Source organism: Planktotalea arctica (assembly GCF_002105285.1).
Classification (GTDB): domain Bacteria; phylum Pseudomonadota; class Alphaproteobacteria; order Rhodobacterales; family Rhodobacteraceae; genus Planktotalea; species Planktotalea arctica.
Window position 1 is genome coordinate 14059 of record NZ_MUHR01000001.1, and the last position, 21137, is coordinate 35195.

The window sequence follows — 21137 nt, forward strand, 5'->3', positions numbered from 1 at the left end:
CCCACAATCCTAAAATCGCCAAACCTGATTGCGAATTCATGTAATTTTCCGCGCTGTTATAACTCAAAAGCCGCAAATCAGGGTAGCGCGTACCAAAATGCGTGTCCTTACACTTGCTACCCTTTGTTGATTGGTTTGCAGCGGATTGCGGAAAGACCTACGATGCGGCCTGGGCAAATTAGGGAGCGTCTGAGGGTGCGATTTCTTCATACAGCCGATTTACACCTTGCAAAGCCCTTTGGGCGATTTGACGAAGACACACGCGCTGCGCTTCGTGTTGCGCGTCTGGATGCGCTTGGCAAAATCGGTGAGACAGCCCGTGCGCACGGTGCGGGCCTGATCCTTGTTGCTGGTGATACTTTCGATGCCGAAGCCCCACCCTCCAAGATTGTGCGGCGTGCGCTTGATATCATCGGCAGCTTCGATGACCTGACTTGGGTTCTGCTGCCGGGAAACCATGACAGCCTTGCCGCTGTGGATCTTTGGGAGCGGATCGAAAGGGACAAACCGAACAATCTTTTGCTTGCGATGACACCGGAGGTGATGGAACTCAATGCTCATGTGGCGATCCTTCCTGCTCCTCCCTCTGTGCGTGATCCCGGCGTTGATCTCACGGATTGGATGGGCGCTGCAACAAGCGGTGCGCACATTCGGATCGGGTTGGCCCATGGCGGCATAATGGATTTCGGAAGCGAAGAGGGGACAGTTGCGGTCATTCGGCCAGATCGCGCAGAAGTCTCGGAGCTTGACTACCTTGCTCTTGGTGACTGGCACGGCCAAAAATCGATCACGGCGCGCACGTGGTACGCGGGCGCGCCCGAAGCGGACAGTTTCAAAGCCCATGCCCCAGCCAGTGCGCTTCTGGTCGAGATCAATGCACGCGGCGCTGGTGCGCAGGTCACGCCGGTTCCGATAGGCCGATTTACGTGGTGTGCTTTGGCTTTGGAATTCTTCGCAGGTATCGACCCTGTGCAACAGCTTGTCGATGCGTTGCCACCTGCAAAGCGTGACAAGACACTGGTCCGGATCGAAGCGTCAGGCCGCCTTGGTCTGCTGGAGCAAAGTCGGCTTCGCGTTGCCTGTAGCCGGCTTGCTGACGACTTTCACTCTTTCGAAATCAACTTGGATAAACTTGGAATTGAACAAGCAGCTGATGATCTTGATCTAATCGCTGCGGGGGGCGCGCTGCGTGCTGCAGCCGATAGCCTTTTCGAAGCGAGCGATCTTCAAGGGCGCACGCCAGAAGAGGCACAGATTGCCCAGATCGCTTTGACCCATTTGTTTCATCTCGCCCAAGAGGAGCCACCGCGATGAAGTTGCGCCAGCTAGAACTTGGCAATGTGCGGCGTTTCGCGGGGCAAACTGCGCGCCTTGGCCCTTTTGGTGACGGCTTGACGACGATCACTGCCGAGAACGAGGCTGGAAAATCTACCTTCTTTGATGCGTTGCACGCTCTGTTCTTCGTTCCCTATGGCTCGTCTTCACAGGAAATAAAAGGATTGCAACCCTATTCAGGCGGGGCTGTGCGCATCGCTGCCGTGGTGGATATTGATGGCAAGATCTATCAAATCGAAAAGTCATTCCTGCTCCAGAAATCTGCGCGGGTCATTGCGCTTGAAAGTGGGCAAGTCATCAAACAGCAAGGGGACGCCGAAGCGTGGATTGAAGACAATATCAACGGCACAGGTAAAGGTCCGGCCGGTTTGCTTTGGGTGCGTCAAGGCGCAGCCCACATTGATCCCGAAGGCAAGGATAAGGATGCAAGCAACATAGCCGCGCGCCGTGATCTGATGTCTAGCGTGCGGGGCCAGATCGATGCGGTGACAGGCGGGCGGCGTATGGACAGGATTGTCGAACGCTGCCGCGCTGAACTGGACGCCCTCGCTACGAAAACGCTCAAGGCAAAAGCAGGTAGCGCGTGGAAGGCGCTTGAGGACAAGATAGCAGAATTGCTAGAACAAAAAGAGCGGTTGCAGACCGATGTGCGTTTGTTGTCGCAGGCTCTGGCAGTGAAACGCCAAGCCAAATCGCGCTTGTATATCTTGCGTGATCCGTCGACGCATGAGGCACGCGAAGCGCAGTTAACTTTGGCTGCGCAAGCGTTGGAAATGGCGCAACAACATGAGCGCACAGTGACAGATGCCGAGCGGGCACTGCGCTTGATCGTTGCCGAAAAGGACCGGCTGATCCAGCAAAGCAAGGAAATTTCCGAGCGGCAGGCACGGCGTAGCACTCTTTTGAAGCAAGCAGAACAACAAGCAAGGCAAGTTAGTGATTTGCGTGCAGCGCAAGGCGTTTCGCAAGGTGCGCTGCAAAAGGCTCAGGAGGCGATTGCGCAAAAAGAGGCGGCGCGGCGCAGCTTGGTGCAGGCATTGAGCGCTGCGCGAAAGACTGAAAAATCTTTTACTGAATGGCAAAGATTGCGCGCTGTGTTTGATATACGACAGAGCCTTGTAGAGCCTCAGCAGAATCTGCGCGCAGCACAAGAGTCTCTTGAATGCACCAAGGTGACGCAAAGCGATCTTGACCACCTCGTTGATCTTGGGCGGCGCATAAGTGTCGCACATGAGCAGCGCCGTGTTCAATTCGCCCGATTTTCAGTGCAGCCGTCCTTGCCTGTCCTTGTGGAGTGCGCGGGCGCGCCGCTCGAACCGGGCGAAGAGAGGCTTATCGACCGTGCGCTCACTTTGGATTTGCCAGGTTTCGGAGCGATCAAGTTGGCACCGGCACCGGGCGCGGGACAAAGCATCGAAGATCCAAGCGATCTGGTGGCGCAGCAACGTGATGCCATGCAGCTTTTGAGCGTTCAGACAGTGCAAGAGGCCCGCGTTGAATTTTATGCACGCCAAAGTGCGGAGCACAGCCAAGCCGTAGCCATCGCTGAAATAAGAGGGTTGGTGCCCGATGGCATCGCAGCACTGGAGGCAGAATGGCGTGCGCTTTGCGAGGCACTTGGACATGGGACGAAGGATAGCCCTCCAGTCCTTGAAAGTCCGGGTTCGGGGCAACTTGCAGCAAGGGAAATCGAGGAAAAGATCGCAAGGGTAGATGATGAGTTGGAGCATGCTAGGTCTGATGCTCAAGCACTTCAATCAACAGCCATGCGCTGTGCCAATGATTTTGCCGAAGCCAGTGGCGTCTTGAGTCATCTGGAAAAGGAAGTGGCATCGTCGCAAAAGCCGCAAAACGAAGATGCCGTTTTCGCGGCCTTGCAAGCATCGTGCGACGAAACAAATCGGAAAGAAGCGCGAGCGTTGCAGGCACTTGAACAGCTTAGGCGAGGTGCTCCGGATTTAGAGGGCGCCCGAGCGAGCCATGAACGCCTGCTGAGTGCTCAACAAGCGGATAGCGATGAAATCAACAGACTGGAGCGCGAACTTGCCCGGGTGAACGGAGCGATTGAAACGCAGTCCGAAGCGGCCGTCGAGGAAAAACTCGCAGAGGTCATCGAGCAGCTGGCAAAAGCGCGAGATCGTGCCAAGCGGTACGAACTGCAAGCGCAGGCCTTGAGCCTGTTGATCGCGCATCTTGCGCAGGCTCGAACCGAAGCGCAGGAAACCTATTTCGAACCTATACGGCGCGAATTGCGCCCGCTTTTGGCGCAATTGCACACAGGCGTGGAATTTGAGCTTGATCCGGAAAAAATGCTTGTCTCGAAGATTGTCCGCAACGGAGTCGAGGACGATGTCGCAGTGCTTTCGGGTGGGGCTTATGAACAAATCGCTATTCTGACGCGGCTTGCCTTTGCAAAGCTGTTTGCGAAACAAGGCAGGCAAGTTCCGCTCATCCTTGATGATGCGCTCGTGCATACGGATGACGAGCGTATATCGACAATGTTCAACATGCTGTCCCAAGCGGCAAAAGATCAGCAGATCATCGTTCTCAGTTGCAGGACTAAGGCGTTTTCCGATTTGGGTGGCACCAGAGCCTTTATTGAGATCGAGCCGAGATAGAGCGATACGAACAGGCCCGCCGCCTTTGGGGCCTGCTTTGATCGCAGGCTCACATCTGCAAATGACTCTAGCGTCAAATAGGCCTGGCGTTAAAGTAAAGTTGATTTTTTGCGCGCGATAAGAAAGTGTAGCGTAATGGCTAACTCCGGCCTGCAATAATCGGTGAGAATACACAGCTATGGTGGGCGCTAAGATCAAGAATATGGAAGAGTTCGCCGCTGTCAGCGGTATCTCGAGGCCAACAGTATCAAAATATTTCAATGATCCCGAAAGTGTGCGCGCTTCGACGCGTGAGCGGATCGAACAGGCGCTCAAAACCTATGATTACCGTCCGAACATTTATGCAATGAACCAAAACCGCAAGCTCACCAAGAACATCGGTATCGTCGTGCCCTACCTTGCCGATCCGGTTTTCGCAGAACTTGCGCGCAGTCTGGAGCAACGCTGCCTTGATGCCGGGTATCGCCCTACGCTCTATAGCTCGCACGGGGTGCAGAGCCACGAAAACGATATTCTGGACAGCCTTAGATCGCTGAAACCAACGGGCGTGCTGCTTGCCGCGCTGGGGCGTGCCTCGGACAAGCGCGTTATCGAGAAATTCTGCGCTGATGTGCCGACGGTTCTGTTTGATAGCAATGTTGAAGATCTGGGGCTGGCGTTCGTCGGTTCGGACAATCCGCAGTTTTCCAATCTTATCGTAGATTACCTGTGCCGCACGGGCGAGCCGCCAAGCTTTTTCGAAATGAAGTCACCTCCGAACCCCAACGCGAACAAGCGTCGAATGGGGTATATCGCGGGCATGGAAAAGATGGGTTTCACGCCGCAGATCATTCAAGCCGAAGGCGAGGGTTGGGGGATCGAGGAAATCGGCTTGCGCGAGGGGTACAAAGCGCTTGAGCAAGGCGCATTCGCAACCAATACCGTGCTGTGCAGCAACGACCGCTTGGCAATCGGCTTTCTGTCCGCCTGTTATGAGAGAAATCTACGCGTCGGACGCGGCGCGGATGCGTCGATCCGGGTCGCGGGGCAGGATGATCATCCGTTCTCGCGCTTTACCTGTCCGGCGCTCACCACCATTGCGCAGGACTACGAATCAATTTCGCGTGAAACCATGCAGCGCCTGTTCCAATTGATCGAAGGAGAGTCCCAAGAACGCACGGCGACCTTCCTTGAGGGCAAGTTGGTCATGCGAGAGTCTGCATGATTTCCAGAGGTTAGAATAAAAACTTGTCGCGCGTAAATAAATAATTGACGCCGCGTATACCTCTCGCCTAGGTTTACGACACAACATCGACCAGGGAGGTTTGAGATGTATCTCAGCAAAACACTTACTGCGGCAACGGCACTATCGTTGATCGCGGCATCCGGCGCTTATGCCGAAACACTGACGATAGCGACCGTGAACAACGGCGACATGATCCGCATGCAGGGTCTGACCGAAGATTTCACCGCGAAGACGGGCCACACCGTCGAGTGGGTCACGCTGGAAGAGAACGTTCTGCGTTCGCGCGTGACGACAGATATCACCACCAAGGGCGGTGCGTTCGATATCATGACAATCGGCATGTATGAGACACCGATCTGGGGCAAGAATGGCTGGCTCGTTCCGCTTGATGATCTGTCTGCAGAGTACAACATCGACGATATCCTGCCTGCGATGCGTGGCGGTCTGTCTTACGACGGCACAATGTTCGCAGCGCCCTTTTATGGCGAATCCTCTATGGTCATGTATCGCACGGACCTGATGGAAGCAGCTGGCCTCGAAATGCCCGACGCACCATCCTGGGCGTTCATCGCCAAAGCAGCGCGCGCCATGACGGATCGCGACAACGAGATCAACGGCATTTGCCTGCGCGGCAAAGCAGGTTGGGGTGAAGGGGGCGCGTTCATCACAGCGATGTCCAACTCCTTCGGCGCACGCTGGTTCGACGAAGAGTGGAACGCACAGTTTGACACACGCGAGTGGTCCGACACGCTGAACTTCTACGTCAACATGATGACAGACTCGGGCCCAGCGGGTTATGCGACGAACGGTTTCAACGAAAACCTGTCGCTGTTCCAGCAAGGCAAATGCGGCATGTGGATCGACGCAACGGTTGCTGCGTCCTTCGTGACAAACCCGACAGATTCAACAGTGGCCAACAAGGTTGGCTTCACATTGGCACCTGACAACGGTCTTGGCGTTCGCTCCAACTGGCTTTGGGCATGGGCGCTGGCAATTCCAGCAGGCACCCAGAAAGAAGCAGCCGCAAAAGAGTTCATCGAATGGGCGACCTCCACGGGCTACATCGATCTAGTAGCTGCCAACGAAGGCTGGGCGAACGTTCCTCCTGGTGCGCGTATCTCGCTCTATGAGAATCCGAACTACCAAGCGGTTCCTTTCGCTCAGAAGACTTTGGACTCGATCCTGACGGCTGATCCGAACAACTCCACCGTCGATCCGAGCCCTTATGTGGGGGTCCAGTTCGCGGCCATTCCGGAGTTTGCAGGTATCGCGACTGAAGTGAGCCAGGAGTTTTCGGCAGCCTACGCTGGTCAGCAGACCGTCGAAGAGGCGCTTGCTAAAGCACAGGCGATCACAAATGACGCCATGGAAGCTGCCGGCTACCGCTAGGCACACCTAACTCCAGAGGGCGGCGCGGCCGCCCTCTGGAATTCCCATTTCCCAAAATGTAACGACGCCCCATACAGCGGACGTAATGTCTGCCCACAGGAGAGGTGTATCCAATGGCCACGAAAGCATCCCGCTCAGCCGCTCGTCTCATGATGGCACCTGCCGTTATCCTGCTTTTAGGCTGGATGCTGGTGCCACTGACGATGACGCTTTGGTTCTCTTTTCGTAAATATCTACCGCTGCGCGGCGGCGATCTAGGCTGGGCCGGATTTGACAACTACACCCGCTTCGTGACCTCCAGCGCGTTCTGGCCATCGGTCATGGCAACGCTGACCGTCGTAGGCGGTGTTCTGATCATCACTGTCTGCCTCGGTGTGCTTCTGGCGATCTTGCTGGATCAACCGATGTGGGGGCAGGGGGTCGTTCGGATTCTCGTGATCGCGCCGTTCTTCGTGATGCCGACCGTATCGGCGCTGGTCTGGAAAAACATGTTCATGGACCCGACCAACGGATTGTTTGCACATCTCTTCAAATTTTTCGGGGCTGAACCGATTGCCTGGCTCAGTCAGGCCTCTATGCCCTCGATCATCATGATTGTCAGTTGGCAGTGGCTCCCCTTTGCGACTCTGATCTTGCTGACGGCGATCCAGTCGCTTGATAGCGAGCAACTGGAAGCCTCCGAAATTGACGGTGCGCCGCCGCTGAAGCGGTTCTGGTTCATCATCCTGCCGCATCTGGGCCGCGCGATCACCGTCGTGATCCTGATCCAGACGATCTTCCTGCTCTCGATCTTCGCGGAAATCTTCGTGACCACGGGCGGTGCTTTCGGCACCAAGACGCTGACCTATCTGATCTTCCAGCGCGTGCTGGAGAGTCAAAACATCGGACTCGGCTCTGCGGGCGGTGTCTATGCAATCATACTTGCCAATATCGTCGCCATCTTCTTGATGCGCATCGTCGGCAAAAACCTCGACAACTAGGGAGGACGGAACATGGCGCGTAGCGTAAACACCCAGCGTAAAGCCCTAAACACCGCCGTTGCTTGGGCGATCGGCCTGCTGATCTTCTTCCCGATCCTCTGGACGATCCTGACCAGTTTCAAGACCGAAGGGCAGGCGATCAGCGATCCACCGGTGCTGTTCATGTTCGACTGGACGCTTGAGAACTATTCGGTCGTGCTTGAGCGCTCGAACTATGCGCGTTTCCTGTGGAACTCGATTTTCATCGCTGTTGGCTCGACCATTCTGGGCATCATCATCGCGGTGCCTGCGGCCTGGTCCATGGCCTTCGTGCCCTCGCATCGCACGAAAGATATCCTGCTTTGGATGCTCTCTACCAAAATGCTGCCAGCGGTCGGTGTGCTCTATCCGATCTATTTGCTCTTCATTAAAATGGGTATTCTGGACAGTCGCGTAGGATTGGTCATCGTGCTGATGTTGATCAACCTGCCGATCATCATCTGGATGCTCTACACCTACTTCAAAGAGATCCCGGGTGAAATTCTAGAAGCGGCGCGTATGGACGGCGCATCGCTGAAAGAAGAAGTGCTCTATGTGCTCACGCCCATGGCTATCCCCGGTATCGCCTCGACAGTTTTGCTGAACATCATCCTTGCTTGGAATGAAGCGTTCTGGACGCTGAACCTGACGGCGGCGAAAGCTGCGCCGCTTACAGCCTTCATCGCGAGCTACTCCAGCCCCGAGGGGCTGTTCTTTGCCAAGCTCAGCGCCGCTTCGACCATGGCGATTGCGCCGATCCTCATCCTTGGCTGGTTCAGCCAGAAACAACTTGTGCGCGGCCTGACCTTCGGAGCCGTTAAGTAACACCTTGAAATAAGGACCTATCACTATGGGACGCATTACTCTCGACAAGGTGACCAAGAGCTTCGGCGAAACACAGGTCATCCCGCCTTTGGACCTCACGATCGAGGATGGTGAATTCACCGTTTTCGTCGGCCCTTCGGGTTGCGGTAAATCCACGCTTTTGCGCTTGATCGCAGGGCTGGAGGATATCACCAGCGGCCAGATCCGTATCGATGGCAATGATGCGACCAACGTGCCGCCTGCCAAACGCGGCCTTGCGATGGTTTTCCAGTCCTACGCACTTTATCCGCACATGTCGGTACGCAAGAATATCGCGTTTCCACTGCGCATGGCCAAGCTCGACAAGGCGGCGCAAGATGCCAAGATCGAAGCGGCGGCAGCGGCGCTTAATCTGACGGACTATCTTGATCGCAAGCCCGGTCAATTGTCCGGCGGTCAGCGCCAGCGTGTTGCCATTGGCCGTGCAATCGTGCGCGAACCATCGGCGTTTTTGTTCGACGAACCTCTCTCCAACCTCGACGCCGCGCTGCGCGTCGGGATGCGAATGGAAATCAGCGAGCTGCACAAGAAGCTGGCGACGACGATGGTTTATGTGACCCACGATCAGGTTGAAGCGATGACAATGGCTGATAAGATCGTCGTGCTGCGCGCAGGTCATATCGAACAGGTCGGCTCACCGCTGGAGCTTTATAAAGCGCCGCGTAATTTGTTTGTGGCAGGCTTCATCGGTTCGCCAAAAATGAACCTGATCGACGGCCCCGAAGCGGCGAAGCACGACGCTCATACAATCGGCGTGCGCCCCGAGCACATCGCGGTTTCAGCCAGCGAGGGCATTTGGTCGGGCAAGGTCGGTGTGACCGAACATCTGGGCTCGGACACCTTTTTGCATGTGCACGGCACCGGCCTTGGCGAGATGATCACCGTGCGCGCTGGCGGGGAAGTCGATTTCAAATATGGTGATACGATCTATCTGACGCCGCGTGCAGATGTGATCCACCGTTTCGGCACTGACGGCCTGAGGATCGCGTGATGCGGCTCGCTGGAAAAACCGCACTTATCACAGGTGCAGCACGCGGCATCGGGCGCGCCTTTGCCGAGCGTTACATCGCTGAGGGCGCACGTGTCGTGATCGCGGACATTGATATTGCACGCGCAATCACCACCGCCGAAGAGATCGGCGCGATTGCCGTTGAAATAGACGTGACCCGGCAGGAAAGTATCGACCGCGCCGTTGCCGAAGCCGTTGCTGAATTGGGCCAGATCGACATTTTGATCAACAACGCCGCCATCTTCTCTGCCGCGCCTCTGGTTGAAATTGAGCGTGCGAATTACCAACGGGTCTTTGACATCAACGTCTCGGGCACCTTGTTCACCATGCAGGCTGTCGCGAAGCATATGATAGAGCACGGCGTCAAAGGGCGGATCATCAACATGGCGTCGCAAGCAGGGCGCCGCGGCGAAGCGCTTGTCGCGGTCTATTGCGCAACCAAGGCGGCGGTGATTTCTCTGACGCAATCGGCGGCTTTGAACTTGATCGAGCACGGCATCAACGTGAACGCCATCGCGCCCGGCGTGGTGGACGGCGAGCACTGGGATGGCGTCGATGCCTTCTTTGCCAAATATGAGGGGAAAGCCCCCGGTCAAAAGAAGAAAGAAGTTGGCGACTCCGTGCCATACGGACGCATGGGCACTGCGGATGATCTCACTGGGATGGCGGTGTTTCTTGCCAGCGACGATGCGGAATATGTGCTTGCTCAATGCTATAATGTGGATGGTGGCCAATGGATGAGCTGACGAAAGAGCAGGCGATTGCCTTGAGCGACGTGGCTTTGGCGCAGCTTCCAACCGCGATCAAGCGGCCTAGGTATGACCGCTCCAAGCTAACGGCGGGCATTGTGCATATCGGCCTTGGCAATTTCCATCGCGCCCATCAAGCTTGGTATTTGCACCGCCTGATGGAGCAGGGCCTTGCCCATGATTGGGCGATCCTTGGCGCTGGTGTGCGCGCAGGCGATTCAGTGATGCGTGACAAGCTCTTGGCGCAGGATTGCCTGACCACTCTGATCGAGCTCGATCCTGCTGGTGTGTCTGCTGAAGTGATCGGCTCCATGATCGGTTTTGTACCGATAGAGGATGATAATGCGAGCCTGATCAAGGCGATGTGTGAACCCGCAATCCGCATCGTTGGCCTCACGGTAACCGAAGGGGGCTACTTTCGTGACGCGTCCGGAGCGCTTGATCTCTCGCACGCGGACATTGTCCATGACGCGGCAAACCCTGATAAACCGCGCACAGCCTTTGGCGCGATGATCGCTGCTTTGAAATTGCGCCGTGCGAATGGGCATGCTCCCTTCACGGGGCTTTGCTGTGACAACCTTCAAGGCAATGGCGAGATCCTGCGTCAGACCGTGGTCGGCTTGGCACGTCTAAGCGATCCCGCGCTTGCCGATTGGATCGATCAAAATGCCAGTTTCCCCGACGCAATGGTCGATTGCATCGTCCCTGCGACAGGTGCGGCAGAGCTTGAGGTCGCGCGTGCGCTTGGCGTGAATGATGCGGCCCCCGTCACGCATGAGAACTTTCGCCAATGGGTGATTGAGGATAATTTTTGCAATGGTCGCCCCCCGTGGGAGCAGGCGGGCGCGACCCTTACGGATAATGTGCATCCCTTCGAGAGCATGAAAATCCGCATTTTGAACGCGGGGCATCAACTGCTTGCAAATGTGGGTGAAGTTAACGGTCTCGAGACGATTGCCGATTGCATGGGTGACGCGCAGATAGCGGCCTTTTTTCGCAAAGCGCAGACCGAGGCGATTTTGCCCAACGTGGATGCGGTTCCGGGCATGTCGCCAGAGCGCTATCTTGGCCTGATCGAAAGCCGTTTCGCCAATCCGAAAATTCGCGACACGACACGCCGCGTTGCCTTTGACGGATCATCGCGCCATCCGGGATTCATTCTGCCCGTGCTGCGCGAAGCGATGGACAATGGCAGTAGCTATGAGGGGCTTGCCTTGGCGCAAGCGCTTTGGGCGCGCATGTGCGCTGGCACTCGCGAAGACGGCAGCGTGATCGCGCCGAATGATCCCCATTGGGACGCGCTTGTTCAGGCTGCAGAGGCCGCGCGTGTTGACCCAAGTGCGTGGCTCGCCCAGACACAGTTTTACGGTGATCTGGGCTGCTCGCCCGAGTTCTTGGAAAGTTTTGCCAAATGGCTTGAGCTGATCTGGGATAAAGGCAGCCGCGCCGCGATTGACGCTTATCTCGCTTAGGTAATTTGTGGCAAATGCCCTGTCTTGACGTAGATTAGGCAGCCTGCATCGGACCAAGGATCGTGGCGCGAAAGATGCGGGCTTCTGATCCATGTGCCAGCGGGATAATCACCGTTTTCATCTTGAAAGACGCCGTCGAGCACGAAAATCTCTTCACCGCCCCAATGGGCATGGGCGGCGAATTTCGTGCCCGGTGCCCAGCGTACCAGCGCAACATTTTCCGATGCAGCTGAATGCAGGGGCAAAACGGACAGCCCCTCCACCGCGCCGCTGCGAAAGCTCTGCGCAGCGGTGTCGATCACGACGGGCACTATGTCGTCGGCGTCGAATTGATGCAGTTTCACAAGGATACGGCAGCCGTCCTTGGTGAAGGGTTTGTGCGAGGTGCCGATGGGATTGCGCACATAGGTTCCGGCGGGATAATCGCCGCTCTCGTCCGAGAACACACCGTCGAGCACGAAATATTCTTCGCCGCCATCATGGCTATGTGCGTCGAAGTATGAGCCAGGCGCAAATTCGACGATTGTCGTCGCGCGCGCCACCTCATCTCCGATGCGGTCCAGCATCATGCGCCGCACACCGCTGGCCGGGCTTTCGCTCCATTTGTAATCGTCTGGCCGGATCACGACACGTTTGGTGAAGTCAGCGTTGAGGCGCATGTCAGCTTCCTTTTTAAAGCGTCAAATCGGACGATCTCGGTGTCCGAGCCTCTCCTCTAATCCTTGCAGCGCCGCCACACAACGCGCGCGCGTTGATTTGGACGTGGCGCCCGCCTATTGCTTTGATTTGCTAAAATATTTGGAGCCAAAACGAAAAAGCTATTCTTCCTTATCGCAGGCGATCTTGCTCGTTGAATTGCAAGATTACGTGCTCTGCCAGCTTAAGGGTGAAAATTATTCGGCCAACATCACGACCTCTGCCAAGGTTTTATTGCCTGATTGCCCTCGCTTGTCCAAGCCCGTGACAGGGGCCTGCATCACGCGCTCTGCGACGGTGTCCGCCCTTGATGCGATCACGCGTGCTGCGGGCAATGACATGGTCGGCACCTTGACGGAATCTATCGTTTCGATTGATCGCAAGGGCAAGAGCGGCTGGGCCTATCCAGTCACTCAGGTGGGGTATCAGTCGCTAGCCAAGTAACGGCTTTACGCGAAATTTACATATTGCCTCCATAGTCCGGATCTAGATTTCCGAATGTGCGTGGACAATGTGCTAAACTTTAACATCTCTCGGGTACTTGCCTTTGCAAGCCTTGCGTTTTTACAAGCGGCGGTCGCGCAGGCGCAATGCGTTGAGCGGCAAGTCTTCCAGCAAGCTATGCAGCAAACGCGAGAAGCCCTGTACGACGGGCGCGCATTGAGCGGTGCGCAACAGCAGGGGCTTGGCGATGCCCTGTCACGCCTCGATGTGGGCAATCTTTCCGAGCAACTTAGTGCACATCGACTTTCGATATATTCCGTATTTCTGGCTGATACGCTTGCGCGCCTTGGCGAAGTGCAGCGTAGCGGCTCGGTGCAAGGCACGGATCTGACGGCGGTCGATATTTCCTGGGCCGCGCAGATACTGGATGAGCTGTGCATTGCAGGGCAGGAAAACGAGGCACCAGAACATGTGGGGCAGGCGCGGCATTTTCTGGGGCTTATCACCCTAACTTTCGAAGACGCGTTCGCGATGGGGGATGCGCCGGACATCCGCTCCTACCTCAATCTTTCGCTAGTTTTTGCGCTGCTCTTAGGGGTCATCAGCCTGATCGTCTTTGTCTGGAAGGCCTATGTGATTACACAGCGCGCCTTGGCGCGCAGGCATGCGGCTGGGTTTGAAACGCGATTGATCAGAGCGCTTTCGGGTTCTGCTAAAAGTGTGATCTCGGCTCGGTTCAAAACGCAAAAAGCCCCCGCCTTGAAGACAAGGCGGGGTCAGTAAGGTGCTGCGCAAGTCAGGACACAGGCACCGGCGGTGTTCTTTGAAATTGTGTTCTGATCGCGCTAGTTTGGCTTGTCGGCCATTTCAGAGCGGATTTGCTGACGCAGAAGGTCAATCGGGACCATTTTGCCATCGCGTTTGTATGACCAATAGGTCCAGCCATTGCAGCTTGGCGCGCCCTCTAGCGCAGCGCCGACCTGATGGATCGAACCCTTCACGTCATCACCAATCAACGTGCCATCGGCGCGCACTTTGGCCTTGTGGCGGTTGTTCATGGAATAGAGGTTTTCGCCCGGGCGCAGCATGCCGCGTTCGACCAGTTGGCCAAATGGCACGCGCGGCTCTGCGCGTTTGGAGGTGGAAACCTGCAAGGCCTCACGATCAAACTTGCGCACTGCCTTGATGCGTTTCTCGGCAACCTTTCGATACGCCGCTTCGCGTTCGATCCCGATATATTCGCGACCCAGCATCTTGGCGACTGCACCTGTCGTGCCAGTGCCGAAAAACGGGTCAAGCACCACATCGCCGGGGTTGGTCGAGCCGACCAGAATACGGTGCAGCAGGCTCTCGGGTTTTTGCGTTGGATGAGCCTTGTCGCCGTGTTCGTCCTTAAGGCGCTCGTGGCCTGTGCAAATAGGAAGCACCCAATCAGAGCGCATTTGAATGCCCTCGTTGAGCGATTTCAGCGCTTCATAGTTGAACGTGTACTTAGCACCCTCGGACTTGGAGGCCCAGATCATCGTTTCATGGGCGTTGGTAAAGCGCTTGCCGCGAAAGTTCGGCATGGGGTTAGCCTTGCGCCAAACCACATCGTTCAGGATCCAGTAGCCTTCATTCTGAAGAGCAGAGCCGACCCGAAAGATGTTATGATAAGAGCCGATCACCCAAATAGCCCCGTTGGGTTTGAGCAATCGGCGTGCCGCTTTAAGCCAGTCTTGGGTAAACTTGTCATAAACGGCGAACGAGGAAAACTGGTCCCAATGATCATCGACCGCATCCACGCGGGAATTATCGGGGCGATGCAGGTCACCTTTGAGCTGCAAATTATAGGGAGGGTCCGCAAAGATCAGATCGATCGAGCTTTCAGGCAACGAGTTCATTACCTCGATGCAGTCCCCTGATTGAATCGTGTTTAGCGGAAGCGTGGCCTCGGCCAACGCTTGGGTTTTGATTGTCATATCGTGCCTCATGTACCGGCGCTTATGCGCTCTGTGGTTGAAGCCTAATGTGAGTCAAAGCTGATTCGGGGTCAAATTCTTTTTCTAATCAATACGTTAGTTATTTTCCTTGATACAATATGTTGTGTACAGGCTTAAAGGAACGTCTATGGTGTGGGGTGACACCGAATTCTTCGAGCGCAGCCTTGTGGCTTTTTGACGGATATCCAGCGTTCGTCTGCCAGCCATATTGAGGGTAGTGTTGCGCCAAATCCCACATGACAAAATCTCGACAGATTTTGGCCACGATTGAGGCTGCTGAAATCGACACACAGCGCGCGTCACCCTTTACGATTGCCTCTGATGAGCCGCTTAAACCGCGTGGAATCGTGTTGCCGTCGATCAACAGGTGATCCGGCACTTGTTTAAGGCCCGCAACCGCGCGTTCCATCGCGAGATGCGAGGCGCGCAGTATGTTGAGCGCGTCGATCTCTTCGACGCTTGCATGGGCGATGCTGACATCGGCGCATTCGAGCAGTTCGTCGTGCAACGCCTGACGCTTGGCGGCGCTGAGTTTCTTGGAATCGTTCAACCCGGCAGGAATGCGCGCAGGATCAAGAATGACCGCCGCTGCTGTAACGGGTCCGGCCAGTGGGCCGCGTCCGACCTCGTCCACGCCGGCAATCAGGGAGAATCCGCGAGTCTTCGCTGCATGTTCAAAGGAATAGTCGGGGCCGATCAGGGTCATGAGGGGTCCATTTTTTCAGGTTCGCTTTAAGACCTGCGTACCGCCTTGTAGCAAAAACCGAAAGTCGCGAGTGTGATGAATAATTCAAGAGGCGTTGATCATGGACCCGAGTTCGAACTCACCCGAGCTATGGCGCACTGACAGAGCCATGCGCTATCCAACCTTTGAAAGCGAAACCGGACAGAGCGGTTCGCTGCGAGGCACACGCCCATGCGCCCTATGTCATGGTGGAAGATGCCCCAGAAAGCCAAAGTGCATTCGAGGTAATTGACAGGTTTGTCGCGGTGCATCTGTCCTAGTCCAAACAGAAAAGATATGAGCCGCCGTGTCCAGCGCTCGCATCTTGCCTTGCTGCGCAGCGCTACTAGCGCCGCGCCCTGCACAAACTCTACCAGTGACCACGACCATGGCGACGATGATTGCCACCGTGCCCACGTCCGCGATCATTGCGATATGCGCGGTGATGTCCGCGCTGGGCACGGTGGTCGCGATGTGCGCCGTGACCGCGATGGGCGCGCGGCGCCTGATGCGCTTTGGGGCGAGCGGACTTGTTGCGCTCGATCGCCGTGCCAATGATGAACAAGGCTGCGACGCCTGCCAGCGCGGCGGCGACCGCTTCGTTGCCGCCGCGCTGGCCTCGCTGAGGCTGCACATATAGGGTTTGTGGGGTCGTGCGCTGGACATAACGTTTATTGTCGCCTGCCTGTGCGCTTGAAGCGCTGACGCTGGTGATTGTGATTGCTGCGCCAACGATTACCGAGATAAATTTGCTATGAAATTGCATTGCTTGATCCTTACGTTGCTGTGCCCCTCAAGTGTTGTTGGGCTTGATAGGATCAACGTGGGGCCGGAGCGCGCAGGCAAGCAATATCATTGCGCTGTTATCCGATAGCACGGCGCTAAGGGTCTATTGTTATTGAAAAACACGCTCGAAACGCGCAAGTTCCGCGCTATGAAACATCGCATCATATCACTTGCCGCCGCCGCAGGCCTTGCCTTGATCACCAGTTCTGCCGCCGCCGATTGCACTGCTGAATACAAAGCCAAGCAGGACAATCCCCTGCGCCTTGAACATGGCACCATAAGCGTCTCCGGTCCGTGTACCGAAGCGGCGGCCACGCCTAAGATCGAAGCAGCGCTGGCTGCAAGGGGCTGGACATTACTCAAGGTTTTGACAGTCTCGGGTAACTGATCGGGAGAGTGGCTTTGCTGGATGACATAGGAAGCGCGGGGGATGCGCGGCGCACGGGAAACCGTATCGTCGTCATCGGGTTGGCGGCGATCGTAGGTATCCTGTTTGTCGCAGCGATCATTCTGTTCGCCAACCTGCCTGACGCCAACGCGTTCAATCTGCGTGTGGAGCAAATATTCATCGAGAACGATGATCTGACGAGTGGCGCAGAGATTAAACTGCTGGAAATTCTAGCGCAGTCTGGAACATCGTTTTCCGAGACATTGGCCTCATATCGCTTTGTGATTTTCGTCTTGTTGGTCTTTGCATCTGCATTGCTCATCACAGCTGTCGTGTTTCTGGTGATGTTGGTCGTGCTGAACCGGCGCATGGCGCAGATCGAGCGCTCGGGGATACAAGTGTCTTCACTTTTGATCAGCCGCGATGAAAAGACGGTTTACCTCAATAATATGGGTTTCAAGCTGACGGATGCGGCGATGGAGACACTATCAGTGCTGGCAGAGGCGCGCATGGACGACGATGTGATGACGGGAGCAGAGATCGAGGGCGTGATTTCCGGACGTAGCTCGCATGATTGCGAAGAGGCGGCAGGTGCGACACGGATCAAGCGGCTGCGTGACGGGCTTGGCAATCAGATGGTGAGTGAGCTGCTGGTGAAGAACATCGCGCGCAAAGGGTATATGTTGGCGATCGACAAAGACGTTATCAAGGTATTGTAGCTGTGCCGGATCGCTAAAGCGATCCGATCGGCTGGGGGTTTTACCCCCAGCCCCTCCCCACGAATGTTTATTGAAAGAGGAAGGGGGAGCAGCGCAATTTTGCGAGGAATTCGTTCTTTCGCGGTCACTTAATCGGCCGCCTGTTGTGATGTTGGCGTTTAAATTGCGGATTTTGCAGGCGGCAGAGCCGTTGTCGCTTGGTCGTCAACAGCGCGTGTAACAAGATTTCTGCCGGATGCGCCCGAAGTGGGCGCATCCGGGCATTAGGCGACCTGATCTAGATTGCGCGCGATAACAAGGCGTTGAATGTCGCTTGTGCCTTCATAAATCTGGCAGATGCGCACATCGCGGTAAATGCGTTCAACGGGATAGTCGCTGAGGTAGCCATAGCCGCCGTGGATCTGGATCGCGTCAGAGCACACGCGCTCGGCCATTTCTGAGGCGAAGAGTTTGGCCATGGATGCCTCATTGAGGCAAGGAATACCGGCTTCCTTAAGCGAGGCGGCGTGCAGCACCAATTGGCGGGCTGCTTCGACTTGGGTCGCCATATCGGCGAGCTTGAACCCTACGGCTTGGTGGTTTGTGATGGCCGTACCAAAGGACGTGCGTTCAGCGGCATAATCGCGTGCGGCCTTGAGCGCAGAACGTGCCATGCCGACGGCTTGCGCCGCGATGCCGATGCGCCCGCCTTCTAGGTTTGCCAGCGCGATTTTGTAGCCCTGCCCTTCTTCGCCGAGCATGTTTTCGGCAGGAATACGCATGTCTGTGAAAGCAAGTTGGCATGTATCCGAGCAGTTCAGCCCCAGCTTTTCCTCGACACGCACGACCTCGTATCCAGGAGTGTCGGTTTCGACGATGAAGGCGCTGATACCGCGTTTGCCGGCCGCTTTGTCGGTCACGGCGAAGACGATGATTACCTTGCCGTTCTTGCCCGAAGTGATGAATTGTTTTGCGCCGTTGATGACCCAGTGATCTCCATCGCGCAAGGCGGTGGTTTTTAGGTTGGACGCGTCCGAGCCGGCCTGCGGTTCGGTCAATGCAAAGCCGCCTATCCATTCGCCGCTGGCCAATTTTGGCAGGTATTTTTGCTTTTGCGCTTCCGTACCGTATTTCAGGATTGGCACGCAGCCAACCGAGCTATGTACGGACAGAATGGTCGAGACGGGGCCATCGCCCGCGGCGATTTCTTCCAGCGCGAGCGCATAAGCAACTGCGCCTGTGTCAGAGCCGCCGTATTCCTCAGGAACCAACATGCCCATGAGGCCGAGTTCGCCCATTTGTGTCAGCTCCGCGCGTGGAAATTGCCGTGATTTGTCGCGCGCTTCGGCGGTGGGCCAAAGCACGTCATGCGCGAATTGGTGGGTCATCTCGCGGATTGCGTCCTGCGTTTCGTTCAAGATCATTGCATCATCTCCAGTGCCACTGCTGTCGCTTCGCCGCCGCCTATGCAGACCGATGCGATGCCGCGTTTCATATTGTTTGCCTGTAAAGCGCCGATGAGAGTCACCATAATGCGCGCGGCGGATGCGCCGATGGGGTGGCCAAGCGCGCATGCGCCGCCGTGAATGTTGACCTTGTCATGGGGCAGATCAAGCGTGCGCATCGCGGCCATGGGAACAACAGCGAAGGCTTCGTTAATTTCGAACAAGTCCACGTCTTTGAGCGCCCAGCCGGTCTTTTGGGACAATTTGGTCAGCGAGCCGATGGGCGCAGTTGGGAAAAGGCTCGGTTCGGCGCCAAAACTTGCATGCCCGACCATCCGCGCGATTGGGCTGAGGCCGCGTTTTTCCGCGTCGGACGCGCGCATCATCACCATTGCAGCCGCACCGTCAGAAATAGACGAGGAGTTGGCCGCCGTCACAGTCCCGTCCTTGCGAAAGGCCGCGCGGAGGTTGCGGATTTTGTCGCGCTTGGCTTTGGCGGGTTGCTCGTCGGTGCTTATCTGCACTTCTTCATGGCGCGCCTTTACTGTCACCGGTGTCACCTCTGCATCGAAGTTGCCGCCGTTGATGGCCGCCAGCGCGCGATCTAGCGAAGCGATGGCGTAGTCATCCTGTGCCTCTCGGGTGAATTGATAGCTGCTCGCGCAATCCTCGGCAAATGTGCCCATGAGGCGGCCCTTGTCATAGGCGTCCTCCAGTCCGTCAAAGAACATGTGATCCTTGATTTCGCCGTGGCCCATACGCAGCCCATCGCGCGCTTTGGGCAGCAAGTATGGCGCGTTCGACATGCTTTCCATTCCGCCTGCTATGATCACATTAGCAGAGCCTGCATAGAGCATGTCGTGGGCGTACATTGCCGCCTTCATGCCAGAACCGCACATCTTGTTTAGGGTTGTGCAGGTCGCCGAAAGCGGCAGGCCGGCGCCAAGTGCAGCTTGGCGAGCGGGGGCCTGTCCCTGACCAGCGCTAAGAACGTTGCCAAAGGCGACTTCCTCGACGTCTTCGGGTGCGATGCCAGCGCGCGCAACAGCGGATTTGATCGCCGCAGCGCCAAGATGTGCGGCATGAACAGAGGCGAAATCGCCCTGAAAGCCGCCCATGGGCGTGCGCGCGATCGAGACGATGACGATTGGATCGATGGTAGACATGTGTAGCAAGTCTCCTGTGGAAGGGGTTGGCTTTGTATAGACGAAAAAAGAGTGGTAAACTATGCTCAATGGATATCAATTAGATGAGCTAATTTGCCATGAGAGAGCAATTTATTTCCAATGCTTTTGTCAGCGAAGCACTGGAGTGCGCGCGGCGCGGTGGTGTCGATATTTCAGTGCTTTTAAGCGCAGCCAAGATCGACGCCCCCGGTGGTGGGCAGGTCAGTCCTGAAGCTTTCGGGCGGCTGTGGCTGGGGATTGCAGCCGCGATGAACGACGAATTTTTCGGCAATGGTGCGCGTGCCATGCGGCCCGGTAGTTTTGCGTTGATAGGCCATTGTGTGCGATCTGCGCCGAGCGTTGAAGTTGCCTTGCGCCGCGCACTACGCTTCTTGCAGGTGGCAATTGACGAACCTTTTGGCACCCTTAGCACCAATGCTGGCACGGCGCGCATCACCTTGCATGACACGCAAAGGGATCGCAGCGCCTTTGCGTACCGCACATATTGGGTGATTTTGCATGGGCTGACATGTTGGCTGGCGCGAGCGCGTATTCCGCTGCATTCCCTTAGCCTGACTTGCGCTGCGCCGCGCCATGTAGAGGACTATCGCGAGTTCTTTGGCGCGCCCGTCAGCTTCAATGCGCCGCGCGGTGCCTTGAGTTTCGATGCACGTTATTTGAAGCGCCCCGTTGATCGCAGCGAGGCCTCGCTGAAGCGGTTCTTGCGCGGTGCGCCGGGTAATTTCCTGATCGGGTATAGGTATGACGAAGGTGCGCTGGGCGCTGTAATGAGCTTGCTGAAGTCGCGCGACCCTGTGGATTGGCCCGCGTTTCCCGCGCTTGCCGCTGAACTGGATATGGCAGCGCCGACATTGCGCCGCGGTTTGGCGCAGCATGGGCATAGCTATCGCAGCCTCAAGTCCGATTTGCGCCGCGAACGCGCGCAGACTTTGCTCAGGGCGGGCGAGCTATCCATTAGCGATATCGCGCATCGGTTGGGCTACGCCGAGCCAAGCGCGTTTTATCGTGCATTTCGCGTTTGGAGTGATCAAACGCCGGACCAATGGCGCAGGGGATAGCGACACGACATGTCGCAATCAGGCCAGCGATTTTTTACACAGCAAACCACGCTGACATTTAGGAATAGTG

General features: G+C 56.5%; 20 protein-coding genes. 15 read left to right on the forward strand and 5 right to left on the reverse strand.

Annotation, left to right across the window (positions count from 1 at the left end):
- The first annotated feature begins 195 nt into the window (after positions 1-195).
- The 9 genes from B9P63_RS00095 to B9P63_RS00135 all read left to right on the forward strand — a co-directional run bounded on the left by B9P63_RS00095 (position 196) and on the right by B9P63_RS00135 (position 11659).
- On the forward strand, positions 196-1314 hold the full coding sequence (locus B9P63_RS00095; protein WP_176219066.1) for a metallophosphoesterase family protein: 1119 nt from the start codon (positions 196-198) through the stop codon (positions 1312-1314).
- The gene (locus B9P63_RS00100) at positions 1311-3953 is read left to right on the forward strand and encodes an AAA family ATPase (RefSeq protein ID WP_085306524.1); all 2643 of its coding nucleotides are present in this window, start codon (positions 1311-1313) and stop codon (positions 3951-3953) included. Before B9P63_RS00095 ends, B9P63_RS00100 begins: the two co-directional genes overlap by 4 nt.
- Positions 3954-4131: 178 nt before the next feature.
- Positions 4132-5157 (forward strand): LacI family DNA-binding transcriptional regulator, encoded by a 1026-nt coding sequence (locus B9P63_RS00105; RefSeq protein ID WP_085306525.1) that lies wholly within the window; start codon positions 4132-4134, stop codon positions 5155-5157.
- A gap of 105 nt (positions 5158-5262) precedes the next feature.
- A complete protein-coding gene (locus tag B9P63_RS00110) occupies positions 5263-6567 on the forward strand; it encodes an ABC transporter substrate-binding protein (RefSeq protein WP_085306526.1) in 1305 nt (434 codons plus the stop codon).
- Positions 6568-6680: 113 nt separating this feature from the next.
- Positions 6681-7547 (forward strand): carbohydrate ABC transporter permease, encoded by an 867-nt coding sequence (locus tag B9P63_RS00115; protein ID WP_085306527.1) that lies wholly within the window; start codon positions 6681-6683, stop codon positions 7545-7547.
- Positions 7548-7559: 12 nt separating this feature from the next.
- Positions 7560-8390 (forward strand): carbohydrate ABC transporter permease, encoded by an 831-nt coding sequence (locus tag B9P63_RS00120; protein ID WP_085306528.1) that lies wholly within the window; start codon positions 7560-7562, stop codon positions 8388-8390.
- A gap of 25 nt (positions 8391-8415) precedes the next feature.
- A complete protein-coding gene (locus tag B9P63_RS00125; protein WP_085306529.1) occupies positions 8416-9420 on the forward strand; it encodes an ABC transporter ATP-binding protein in 1005 nt (334 codons plus the stop codon).
- The gene (locus B9P63_RS00130) at positions 9417-10184 is read left to right on the forward strand and encodes an L-iditol 2-dehydrogenase (RefSeq protein ID WP_085307019.1); all 768 of its coding nucleotides are present in this window, start codon (positions 9417-9419) and stop codon (positions 10182-10184) included. The genes B9P63_RS00125 and B9P63_RS00130 overlap by 4 nt, the downstream gene beginning before the upstream one ends.
- The gene (locus B9P63_RS00135; protein WP_085306530.1) at positions 10172-11659 is read left to right on the forward strand and encodes a mannitol dehydrogenase family protein; all 1488 of its coding nucleotides are present in this window, start codon (positions 10172-10174) and stop codon (positions 11657-11659) included. The genes B9P63_RS00130 and B9P63_RS00135 overlap by 13 nt, the downstream gene beginning before the upstream one ends.
- Here B9P63_RS00135 and B9P63_RS00140 read toward each other — a convergent pair.
- Positions 11656-12318, reverse strand: coding sequence for a cupin domain-containing protein (locus B9P63_RS00140; RefSeq protein WP_085306531.1), 663 nt, complete (start codon positions 12316-12318; stop codon positions 11656-11658). The genes B9P63_RS00135 and B9P63_RS00140 overlap by 4 nt on opposite strands.
- A gap of 184 nt (positions 12319-12502) precedes the next feature.
- Between B9P63_RS00140 and B9P63_RS00145 the strand changes: the two genes are divergently transcribed.
- Positions 12503-12799, forward strand: a complete 297-nt coding sequence (locus B9P63_RS00145) for a hypothetical protein (protein ID WP_139816176.1) — start codon at positions 12503-12505, stop codon at positions 12797-12799.
- Between the two features lie 54 nt (positions 12800-12853).
- A complete protein-coding gene (locus B9P63_RS00150; RefSeq protein ID WP_085306533.1) occupies positions 12854-13582 on the forward strand; it encodes a hypothetical protein in 729 nt (242 codons plus the stop codon).
- Between the two features lie 62 nt (positions 13583-13644).
- Here the strand turns inward: B9P63_RS00150 and B9P63_RS00155 are convergent, their stop codons facing one another.
- Both B9P63_RS00155 and B9P63_RS00160 read right to left on the reverse strand, forming a co-directional pair.
- Entirely contained in the window at positions 13645-14760 is a 1116-nt protein-coding gene (locus B9P63_RS00155) for a site-specific DNA-methyltransferase (protein WP_085307020.1), read from the reverse strand.
- A gap of 100 nt (positions 14761-14860) precedes the next feature.
- Positions 14861-15487, reverse strand: coding sequence for a ribonuclease HII (locus tag B9P63_RS00160; RefSeq protein WP_085306534.1), 627 nt, complete (start codon positions 15485-15487; stop codon positions 14861-14863).
- Between the two features lie 325 nt (positions 15488-15812).
- On the opposite strand from B9P63_RS00160, the gene B9P63_RS00165 reads away from it, so the two are divergent.
- The 3 genes from B9P63_RS00165 (at position 15813) to B9P63_RS00175 (ending at position 17398) form a co-directional block, all read left to right on the forward strand.
- Complete coding sequence (locus tag B9P63_RS00165; RefSeq protein WP_139816177.1) at positions 15813-16145, forward strand: hypothetical protein; 333 nt, start codon at positions 15813-15815, stop codon at positions 16143-16145.
- Positions 16146-16403: 258 nt separating this feature from the next.
- Positions 16404-16679: a hypothetical protein gene (locus B9P63_RS00170; protein WP_245830508.1), complete on the forward strand. Its 276-nt coding sequence runs from the start codon at positions 16404-16406 to the stop codon at positions 16677-16679.
- Positions 16680-16687: 8 nt separating this feature from the next.
- Positions 16688-17398, forward strand: a complete 711-nt coding sequence (locus B9P63_RS00175; RefSeq protein WP_085306536.1) for a winged helix-turn-helix domain-containing protein — start codon at positions 16688-16690, stop codon at positions 17396-17398.
- Positions 17399-17661: 263 nt separating this feature from the next.
- On the opposite strand, the gene B9P63_RS00180 is transcribed toward B9P63_RS00175, so the two are convergent.
- Positions 17662-18801: an acyl-CoA dehydrogenase family protein gene (locus B9P63_RS00180; protein WP_085306537.1), complete on the reverse strand. Its 1140-nt coding sequence runs from the start codon at positions 18799-18801 to the stop codon at positions 17662-17664.
- Complete coding sequence (locus tag B9P63_RS00185; RefSeq protein ID WP_085306538.1) at positions 18798-19988, reverse strand: acetyl-CoA C-acyltransferase; 1191 nt, start codon at positions 19986-19988, stop codon at positions 18798-18800. Before B9P63_RS00185 ends, B9P63_RS00180 begins: the two co-directional genes overlap by 4 nt.
- A 98-nt stretch (positions 19989-20086) precedes the next feature.
- Here B9P63_RS00185 and B9P63_RS00190 point away from each other — a divergent pair, with 98 nt between their 5' ends.
- Positions 20087-21067 carry an AraC family transcriptional regulator gene (locus B9P63_RS00190; RefSeq protein WP_085306539.1) on the forward strand — a complete coding sequence of 327 codons (981 nt, stop codon included), beginning with the start codon at positions 20087-20089 and terminating at the stop codon, positions 21065-21067.
- Positions 21068-21137: the final 70 nt, after the last annotated feature.

Excerpts from the sequence above, each read along its gene's own strand:
- B9P63_RS00100 (WP_085306524.1), top strand. The coding sequence starts at position 1,311 with ATGAAGTTGCGCCAGCTAGAACTTGGCAATGTGCGGCGTTTCGCGGGG.
- B9P63_RS00105 (WP_085306525.1), top strand. The coding sequence starts at position 4,132 with ATGGTGGGCGCTAAGATCAAGAATATGGAAGAGTTCGCCGCTGTCAGC.
- B9P63_RS00110 (WP_085306526.1), top strand. The coding sequence starts at position 5,263 with ATGTATCTCAGCAAAACACTTACTGCGGCAACGGCACTATCGTTGATC.
- B9P63_RS00115 (WP_085306527.1), top strand. The coding sequence starts at position 6,681 with ATGGCCACGAAAGCATCCCGCTCAGCCGCTCGTCTCATGATGGCACCT.
- B9P63_RS00120 (WP_085306528.1), top strand. The coding sequence starts at position 7,560 with ATGGCGCGTAGCGTAAACACCCAGCGTAAAGCCCTAAACACCGCCGTT.
- B9P63_RS00125 (WP_085306529.1), top strand. The coding sequence starts at position 8,416 with ATGGGACGCATTACTCTCGACAAGGTGACCAAGAGCTTCGGCGAAACA.
- B9P63_RS00135 (WP_085306530.1), top strand. The coding sequence starts at position 10,172 with ATGGATGAGCTGACGAAAGAGCAGGCGATTGCCTTGAGCGACGTGGCT.
- B9P63_RS00140 (WP_085306531.1), bottom strand. The coding sequence starts at position 12,318 with ATGCGCCTCAACGCTGACTTCACCAAACGTGTCGTGATCCGGCCAGAC.
- B9P63_RS00150 (WP_085306533.1), top strand. The coding sequence starts at position 12,854 with ATGTGCGTGGACAATGTGCTAAACTTTAACATCTCTCGGGTACTTGCC.
- B9P63_RS00155 (WP_085307020.1), bottom strand. The coding sequence starts at position 14,760 with ATGACAATCAAAACCCAAGCGTTGGCCGAGGCCACGCTTCCGCTAAAC.
- B9P63_RS00160 (WP_085306534.1), bottom strand. The coding sequence starts at position 15,487 with ATGACCCTGATCGGCCCCGACTATTCCTTTGAACATGCAGCGAAGACT.
- B9P63_RS00180 (WP_085306537.1), bottom strand. The coding sequence starts at position 18,801 with ATGATCTTGAACGAAACGCAGGACGCAATCCGCGAGATGACCCACCAA.
- B9P63_RS00185 (WP_085306538.1), bottom strand. The coding sequence starts at position 19,988 with ATGTCTACCATCGATCCAATCGTCATCGTCTCGATCGCGCGCACGCCC.
- B9P63_RS00190 (WP_085306539.1), top strand. The coding sequence starts at position 20,087 with ATGAGAGAGCAATTTATTTCCAATGCTTTTGTCAGCGAAGCACTGGAG.